Below are 7,751 nucleotides of genomic sequence, written 5' to 3'. Positions count from 1 at the left end.
CGGCTAAAGCCGGTCCCACTGAATGCACGCGATCCCACAGTGGGACCGGCTTCAGCCGGGAAGAGGCCTGTGCTGGCGCCTCAATTTTGCAGTGTGCCCACCGACGCCTTTCCGGCTGAAGCCGGTCCTACAATGGCGCAGGCATCAGCGACGGCGTCGGCAACGGCATTAGCGGTTGCAACGTTGCTCGGCGGTGACGTCTGCGGGTGGCAGTTCGTTTTCGGTGTAGCCGTATTTCTGCAGGATCTTCAGCAAGTCGCCGGAAGCGCGCAGTTTCGCCAGTTGCTCGTTGAACGCCTGGGTGAACGCCGGATCGTTTTTCGGCAGGCCGTAGGCGTGGTAATTCCAGGTCGGTTTGCCGTCGGCGTCCGGGATTTGCTGGAACGGCAGTGCCCGTTCAACCGGCGTGCCTTCGGCTTTCTTCAGCAGGCCGATGATCTCGGCATCCGGGAAGTACACCACGTCGACGCGATCGGCCTGTAGCGCGGCGAGGGCTTCGGTGTCCTTGTCGAACAGCACGACGTTGCTGTTGCTGATGCCGCTGTCCTTGGCTTCCTGCACCTGATTGCTGCCGGGCTGGGTCGCCAGGCGTGCCTTGCCGTTGGCCGCGACGTCCTTGAGGCTGTGCAGCTTCAGCGGGTTGCCGGCCTTGACCAGAAACGCACCGCCCGAGCGGGTGACCGGGTTGGAATAGCCAATCACTTTGCAGCGGGCAGGGTTGATGAACAGGCCGGCACCGATCAGATCGAAACGACCCGCCGCGAGGCCCGGCACCAGCGAACCGAACTCGGTGATCGGCAGTTCAACCTTGCTGATGCCCAGGGGCTCCAGAATGGCCCGGAGGATTTCGACGTTGGCGCCGACGATTTTCCCGTCGGTGCCCACGTACGCATAGGGTTGCTCGTTGGCGATGCCCGCGGTCAGGCCCTGGCTGCGGCCCTTTTCCAGCAAGCCGGCGACAGCAGAGAAGGAGAACACGGCGTTCAGCAACAGGGCGGAGCCGAGCACGGCTGACAACGACAGGGATTTTCCAGCGATTGTGCGAGGGAAGGGCATGGCTGACTCGTGACGTGGATGAGGCGCAGGAGGCGCAAGCCACGAATCATAGGGTTACAAAAAGGATCGGATAAATATCGTTTGGTTATTAGGTTATGCGCAGTTGAAAGGACGTGGGCGGTCTTCGACAAAAACCGGTGATGTGTAAGGGACCGCTCTGGCACGCGGTCCCCCACTCAAGTGACCTCAATCAGGCGGTCGTAGCTTTGTCCCGCGCTGGCAATGTCCAGTTCGGGCGAATGAAGTGGCAGGTGTAGCCGTTGGGGATGCGCTCCAGGTAATCCTGATGCTCGGGCTCGGCTTCCCAGAACGGGCCGGCCGGGGCGATTTCGGTGACAACTTTACCCGGCCACAGTCCCGACGCATCGACATCGGCCACGGTGTCCAGCGCCACGGCTTTCTGCTGTTCGTCGAGGTAGAAAATCGCCGAGCGATAGCTCACGCCGCGGTCATTGCCCTGGCGGTTCGGAGTCGAAGGGTCGTGAATCTGGAAGAAGAATTCCAGTATTTTGCGGTAAGAAATCTGCTCGGGATCGAAGACGATTTCGATGGCTTCGGCGTGGGTGCCGTGGTTGCGATAGGTGGCGTTGTCAACGTCGCCACCGGAGTAGCCGACTCGGGTCGACAGCACGCCGGGGTAGCGGCGCAGCAAGTCCTGCATGCCCCAGAAGCAGCCTCCGGCAAGCAGCGCAGTTTCGGTGTGGGTAGTCATGGGCAAGTCCTTCCAGCAAGTGAACGGTGTGTGTCAGCCAAGCAGTTCAATGCTTGTCTGCGAGCGTGTTTGCGAGTTTGTTGCGAGTGTGCGGCGCAACGCTCGCCTTGAAGATCAGATGATCAACGTGCGCACTCGTTCACTCGCCGCCGAACTGTTGCCGGTATTGGCCGGGCGTCACGCCGATGCGCTCATTGAACGCCTTGCGCATGTGCCGCGCGCTGCCGAAGCCGCAGCGACTGGCGATGACCTTGAGGGGCAGGTCGCTGCCCTCGAGCAGTTTGCGCGAATGATCGATGCGCGCGTTGAGCAGAAACTGCATCGGCGTCAGGCTGACTTCGCGCTGGAACGCCCGGGCGAAATTGCGCGGACTCATCGCTGCCAGGTCGGCCATGCGCTGCACGGTGTACGCCTCATCGATGTGATCGACGACGTAGGCCTGCACCCGGGCAATTGCGCTGTCATCCCGGGGCACCGCCGCCAGCAGCGGGCCATAGGGCGTCTGGCCGCCCTGACGTTTCATGACCACCAGCAGCACCTTGGCGACTTCCAGGGCGATCTCTTTGCCGTGGTCTTCGGCGACGATGGCCAGCGCCATGTCGATCCCGGCGGTAATCCCCCCGGAGGTGATCAGGTTGCGATCGACGACGTAGATGTGTTCGTTTTCGACCCGGCAGGCAGGAAAGCGCCGGGACAGACGTTCGAGGTAGTTCCAGTGGGTGGTGCAGCGGCGCCCGTCGAGCAGGCCGGCGTCACCCAGCAGAAACGCGCCGGTGCAGATCGCGCCGAAACGCCGGGCGGCCTGAGCGGCGGCGGGCAACCAGGCAGTGATTTGAGGGTGGCTGACGCCGTAGGCGCCTGGTCCGCCGGGGACCAGCAGCAGATCGATGTCGGCTGGCAGATCGGCCAGCGCCAGGTCCGCCTGGACCTTGAGCCCGCAGGAGCTGCGGATCAGCAGCGGGGGCTCGGCCACGGTGATCAGTCGGTACTGTTTTTCCGGTGCCAGCAGTCGATTGGAGATCGAAAAGACGTCCATGGGACCGGTTACGTCGAGCATGAGCACGTCGTTGAACAGCACCACCGCCACTGTTTTCTGCCCTGGAGTATCGCGCATGCCTTGATCGCCTTTCTGTTGCCGCCACTGTCAGCGCAGGGGGGGCACGTGCCTGAAACCAGGCGGCATTCTAGGGGATTGTGCGAACGAATGTGAACGAGGCGCGCGCTTGCCCGCGAATGGGCGTTCGATACCGTGCGCCCTGTTTATCGACGGTGAGCGGACAGGGGTGGCCAACGCGTTGTCGGGATTGCGGGTTGAGGGACAGCTTGACGGCAGCGGGTCAGTAACAGCAGGTCGGCAGCTGAAAGCGAATGCGTGCGCCACCGCTGGCCGAGGCTTGTGCCCAGATGCGGCCGTGATGCGCGTCGACCACCGAGCGACAGATCGCCAGCCCGACGCCGAGTCCGCTGCGCTTGGTGGTGTAAAACGCGCCGAAGATCTGCTCGCGACGCTCCGCTGGAATGCCGGGGCCGTTGTCCTCAATGCACACTTCGACGCCGTCATCGAGGGTGAACGAGGTGATGCGCACGACAGCCGCGTCGCGGCCAGCACCGGCCATGGCTTCCACGGCATTGGTGATGAGGTTGACCAGCAGCTGCTGCAACTGCACGGCGTCGGCGACGATGGATTGATCGACGAACAGCCCGGTGTCGAGTCGCACGCCCTGGGCTGTGAGCGCAGGTTGTGTGAGCCGAATGGCGTCGCGAATGACGTCGTCAATCTTGAGGATCTGCAGCTTCAAAGGCGCCTGACGGGCCAGCGCGCCCAAGGCCTTGACGATGTTGGCGGCACGTTCGCAGCCGGCGCGTATGTCCGTCAGACCGGCGATGGCTTCTTCGATATCCGGTACGTCGCGCTGCAGCCAGCGCAGGCTTGCGGCGGCGTTGGCGGCGATGCCCAGCAGGGGTTGGCAGATTTCATGGGCGATGGAGGCGCTGAACTCGGCCATCTTTCGGGCGTGAAGGCTGTGGGCGTAATCGCTTTGCGCGGCGGCGTCCTGATGGCAGGCGCTGGCGAGACAGGCTGTCGGGTGCCCGAGGGCGGGCAGAGAAGGGTGCCGAATCGCATCCGGCCAGTGTTGTTCCGCTGGCTGCGGGAAGCGGGTGTAGAGAGGAGATTGATGTTCGTCCAGCATCGTGGCCCCCGGTGGTTCGACGTCCTGTGCTGCGTCGCGCTTGAGTATACGCAGCGTGCCAGACCGGGAATGGCGGGGAGGACGCTTTGGCAGAAACAGACACCCTGATGTCTGTCAGGGCCCCCACACGGGGTGAACTGAAGGCCGACGATGCCGACGGGCAAGCGCGAAACCTGTAGTGACCGGCTTGCTGGCGAAGGCGGTGTGTCAGGCGATGGATCTGTCACAGACACACCGCCTTCGCGGGCAAGCGCGCTCCTACAGTGGATCTCGGCAAGCCACAAATTTTGTGGAGGACACAGAATCCGTAGGAGCCGGCTTGCTGGCGAACGCGGTGTGTCAGTCACCCTTGCAGCGCCTGGACGGCCGCATTCGCCAGCAAGCCGGCTCCCACAGAGTTAAAGCGTCAGGCTGCTTTCTCTCTCAAACGCTGCCCTCGCTTTCGATCACCAGAATGCGAGCCTCACCCAGCGGATGGGCGACGTGGGCCGTGCCGATGGAGGCGTAGAAAATATCGCCGGTCTGCAGCACGGTTTTCTCCTCGACGCCGTCTTGCTTGAAGCGCATCTCCACTTGCCCGTCCAGCACCACAAAGACTTCTTGACCGTCGTTGACGTGCCATTTGTAAGGCTGATCCGTCCAGTGCAGTCGCGTGGTGATGCCGTTCATGTTGGCAATGTCCAGCGCGGCCCAAGGGCGGTCACCGGTAAAGTCTTTGCTGCGGATGATGTTCATTGGGGTGCCTGCTCAAGTGCGGGTGGGCGACGATGAACCGCGTTGTTGCGGTACCAGCGCCTGACGTTCGATGCGCGGAATCATAAGCGCGCGATGGCCGAGTGCAACGGGTTGCCAGGGCAGGACGGATCAAAACCGCAAGATTCTGCAAGTGGCTGTGTGTGCGGCGATGTCCGGAATCATTGCGGATCTGACATTGCCGGGTCCGCAGGTGCGCTTTAGACTCGCGGCCATTCACTAGACGACTGGTCTACGCCAGTTGATCTGGTCACCACTCTTAATGCCTTGATCGGAGTATTACCCATGTCCACACAACCCTTGCTCACCCACGTCACGCTGGGTCGGCACGTGCTGAAAAACCGCATCGCTTTCCCGCCATTGACCCGTCAGAGAAGCCTGCAACCGGGCGATATCGCTTCGGACCTGATGGCGACCTACTACCAGCAGCGTGTGTCCGCCGGTTTCATGATCACCGAAGGCACCCAGATCGAGCCGCGTGGTCAGGGTTATGCGTGGACGCCGGGCATCTACAGCGCCGAGCAGGTTGAGGGCTGGCGCAAAGTGACTGAGGCGGTGCACGCGGAAGAGGGCGTCATCTTCGCCCAACTCTGGCACGTGGGCCGTGTGTCCGACCACGCGCTGCAGCCCAACGGCGAAGCACCGGTTGCACCTTCGGCGATCCCGGTGGCCAACGCCAAAGCATTCATCGAGACCGCGCCGGGCGCAGGGCAACTGGTGGTGCCGCCGACGCCTCGCGCACTGACTGTCGAGGAAATCCGCGAGCTGGTGAAGCTGTACGCCCAGGCGGCGAAAAATGCCATCGAAGCGGGTTTTGACGGCGTGGAAATTCACGCGGCGAACGGTTACCTGGTCAACCAGTTCATCTCCGAACACGCCAACCACCGGGACGACGAGTACGGCGGCTCGCTGGAAAATCGCCTGCGTTTCCTGCGCGAGATCGTCACTGCCGTCGCCGAAGCGGTAGGCGGGGACCGTCTGGGTGTGCGCTTCTCGCCACTGTTCGCCAGCACCGATGAAGAACGCGTCTACATCGGCCTGGTGGAAAGCGACCCGCACCACACCTACGTCGAAGCCATCAAGGTCCTGGAAAACGCAGGCGTCGCCTACGTCTCCATCGCCGAAGCCGACTGGGACAACGCCCCTGAACTGCCGGAAACCTTCCGTAAAGCCATCCGCGAAGCCTTCAGTGGCCGCATCATGTACGCCGGACGCTACACCGCCGAACGCGGCAACCGCCTGATTGACGCCGGCCTCGCCGACCTCATCGCCTTCGGCCGCCCCTTCATCGCCAACCCCGACCTGCCCGCTCGCATCGCCAACGGCTGGCCCCTCAACCCTGTCGACCCGGCCACGTTGTATGGCGGGACTGAAGTGGGCTATGTCGATTACCCGGTTTATAAGGCGGGTGAGTAAAGGCTGACCGGCCTAGCTGGTTGGGGCGACGCGGAGCGTCAGATCCTGCATTCCCACGCGGAGCGTGGGGAACGATCAGCGCGTGCGGTTAGCGGGATAGGGTTTGAAGATCAAAATGCAGTGGCGCCTGAACTGGCCCCTTCCCGGCTAAAGCCGGTCCTACAAGGGAAGCGTCTGCTGTGCCTTTGATTTTCGTACACAGGAGGTCAAGTCACCGCCGAACGCGACTTGGGTGCAGGCTGAACGCAGGTCTCGCGCAGTGGGCCGAGCGGCATGGATGCCGCGAGAGCTGCCCCCCGCCATGGATGGCGGATGGCAGCGGGCCCACGGAGCGGGACCGGAGTGAAGGAACCCTGACGAAGGAAGGGCCAAACCAGGAGCAGGCACTTTTGCTTACTTTTGGTGCTTTTCAAAAGTCAGTCGCCGAAGGCGAAACAGTCTGCCCCCAGGCAGACGCCCTTGATCTTGATCTTGATCTTGATCTTGATCTTGATCTTAAAAAAAGCTGCAAAGCTACTCGCGCGTAGCGATCTCATCAAGGTGGTTGAGCAACGCCAGCGGATCCTCATATACCCGCAACGCCCCGGCCCGCTCCAACTCGCTCACGTCATACCCTCCGGACAACAGCCCGATGCCCGTCGCCTTGCACCGCCGCGCCGCCAACATGTCCCAGATCGCATCACCGACCACCAGACAATCCTCGATCCTCGCGTCAATCCTCTTTGCAGCCGTCACAAACAAATCCGGGTCCGGCTTGCCGTTTTTCACATCATCCCGCGTAATCAAATTGATCTTCTTCGGGTCCAGCCCCAACGCCTTCAAATTGATTTTCGCCGTCGACATCTCCCCACTGGTCGCGATGCACCAGGGAAAGCCCTCGTCATCCAGTGTCTTCAGCAAATCAACAGCGCCCGGCAAGGCGATGATCTGATCCTGTGTTCTCTCGTACGCCTCGGCGTGCCGTTTACTCAAACGCTTGGCCTGCGCCTCACTGATCTCCATCCCGGTTTCCCGGGACAGCATCTTCAGCATCAGGCCGCCGCTCATACCGATCTTGCGGTGGATCCGCCACATCGCCAGCGGAATGTTCTCCGAATCGAGGGCTTCTTTCCACGCCGTCACGTTCTGATAAACGCTGTCGGTCAAGGTGCCGTCGAGGTCGAAAAGAAAGGAAGTATTGGATCGCATGGTGTGGCTCCGTTGGTCAACCTGTCATCCGCTGACAATGGCTAAAAAGTAAAAAGGGGTGCGCCCGGCGCACAGGCAAGCTGCACAACGTCGGCTCAGGACAACCCGAGTGTCAGCCGCTTCAACCGCGACGCCACGACAGCGTCGTAGAACTCGGAAAGCTGCTCGGCCTGCTGCGCGTCAATCCCGCCGCAGCAACGCAGACCAAGCACGAACCCATTGGCCTGAGCGCCGTTCTTGACCACATCGATGGTCGAGCGAGAGGCGCGTATGTCGGCCAGGATCATTTCGCTTTGCGGTCGCAGTACGGGGGGCAAGTGATCAAGGATGTCGGTCATGGGGAAGGCTGCCTTTCAGTTCTCTGTCCGCCTGTCAGTGCCTGCACAGAAGCGGGCGAATGCTCATGCAAGACCTGACCGGGAGAGGGACGCAGC

8 protein-coding genes are annotated in these 7,751 nt (G+C 62.1%); 1 reads left to right on the top strand and 7 read right to left on the bottom strand.

Going from position 1 to position 7,751, the window contains the following annotated elements; all coding sequences use genetic code 11:
* Window positions 1-168: 168 nt before the first annotated feature.
* From ehuB to BMY98_RS04985, 5 genes are all read right to left on the bottom strand, one after another.
* A complete protein-coding gene (gene ehuB / locus BMY98_RS05005; RefSeq protein ID WP_074885570.1) occupies window positions 169-1,056 on the bottom strand; it encodes an ectoine/hydroxyectoine ABC transporter substrate-binding protein EhuB in 888 nt (295 codons plus the stop codon).
* Window positions 1,057-1,246: 190 nt separating this feature from the next.
* The gene (msrA, locus tag BMY98_RS05000) at window positions 1,247-1,768 is read right to left on the bottom strand and encodes a peptide-methionine (S)-S-oxide reductase MsrA (protein ID WP_074885566.1); all 522 of its coding nucleotides are present in this window, start codon (window positions 1,766-1,768) and stop codon (window positions 1,247-1,249) included.
* Window positions 1,769-1,907: 139 nt separating this feature from the next.
* Window positions 1,908-2,882, bottom strand: coding sequence for a GlxA family transcriptional regulator (locus BMY98_RS04995; protein ID WP_074885562.1), 975 nt, complete (start codon window positions 2,880-2,882; stop codon window positions 1,908-1,910).
* A gap of 223 nt (window positions 2,883-3,105) precedes the next feature.
* On the bottom strand, window positions 3,106-3,960 hold the full coding sequence (locus BMY98_RS04990) for a sensor histidine kinase (protein ID WP_074885558.1): 855 nt from the start codon (window positions 3,958-3,960) through the stop codon (window positions 3,106-3,108).
* A gap of 423 nt (window positions 3,961-4,383) precedes the next feature.
* Window positions 4,384-4,695, bottom strand: a complete 312-nt coding sequence (locus tag BMY98_RS04985; RefSeq protein WP_074885555.1) for a cupin domain-containing protein — start codon at window positions 4,693-4,695, stop codon at window positions 4,384-4,386.
* A 303-nt stretch (window positions 4,696-4,998) separates the two neighbouring features.
* On the opposite strand from BMY98_RS04985, the gene BMY98_RS04980 reads away from it, so the two are divergent.
* Window positions 4,999-6,129, top strand: coding sequence for an alkene reductase (locus BMY98_RS04980; RefSeq protein WP_074885552.1), 1,131 nt, complete (start codon window positions 4,999-5,001; stop codon window positions 6,127-6,129).
* A gap of 513 nt (window positions 6,130-6,642) precedes the next feature.
* On the opposite strand, the gene BMY98_RS04975 is transcribed toward BMY98_RS04980, so the two are convergent.
* Window positions 6,643-7,317: an HAD family hydrolase gene (locus BMY98_RS04975; protein ID WP_074885550.1), complete on the bottom strand. Its 675-nt coding sequence runs from the start codon at window positions 7,315-7,317 to the stop codon at window positions 6,643-6,645.
* A 95-nt stretch (window positions 7,318-7,412) separates the two neighbouring features.
* Window positions 7,413-7,655: a hypothetical protein gene (locus BMY98_RS04970; protein WP_074885548.1), complete on the bottom strand. Its 243-nt coding sequence runs from the start codon at window positions 7,653-7,655 to the stop codon at window positions 7,413-7,415.
* Window positions 7,656-7,751: the final 96 nt, after the last annotated feature.

The sequence above is a fragment of the Pseudomonas graminis genome (assembly GCF_900111735.1).
In the GTDB taxonomy this organism is placed as follows: Bacteria; Pseudomonadota; Gammaproteobacteria; order Pseudomonadales; family Pseudomonadaceae; genus Aquipseudomonas; species Aquipseudomonas graminis.
The sequence above is the reverse complement of the archived record's forward strand: the minus strand, read 5'-3'. Positions and strand labels throughout refer to the sequence as shown.

Coding starts and splice junctions, on each gene's coding strand:
- ehuB (WP_074885570.1), bottom strand. CDS start 1,056: ATGCCCTTCCCTCGCACAATCGCTGGAAAATCCCTGTCGTTGTCAGCC.
- BMY98_RS04990 (WP_074885558.1), bottom strand. CDS start 3,960: ATGCTGGACGAACATCAATCTCCTCTCTACACCCGCTTCCCGCAGCCA.
- BMY98_RS04995 (WP_074885562.1), bottom strand. CDS start 2,882: ATGCGCGATACTCCAGGGCAGAAAACAGTGGCGGTGGTGCTGTTCAAC.
- BMY98_RS04970 (WP_074885548.1), bottom strand. CDS start 7,655: ATGACCGACATCCTTGATCACTTGCCCCCCGTACTGCGACCGCAAAGC.
- BMY98_RS04980 (WP_074885552.1), top strand. CDS start 4,999: ATGTCCACACAACCCTTGCTCACCCACGTCACGCTGGGTCGGCACGTG.
- msrA (WP_074885566.1), bottom strand. CDS start 1,768: ATGACTACCCACACCGAAACTGCGCTGCTTGCCGGAGGCTGCTTCTGG.
- BMY98_RS04985 (WP_074885555.1), bottom strand. CDS start 4,695: ATGAACATCATCCGCAGCAAAGACTTTACCGGTGACCGCCCTTGGGCC.
- BMY98_RS04975 (WP_074885550.1), bottom strand. CDS start 7,317: ATGCGATCCAATACTTCCTTTCTTTTCGACCTCGACGGCACCTTGACC.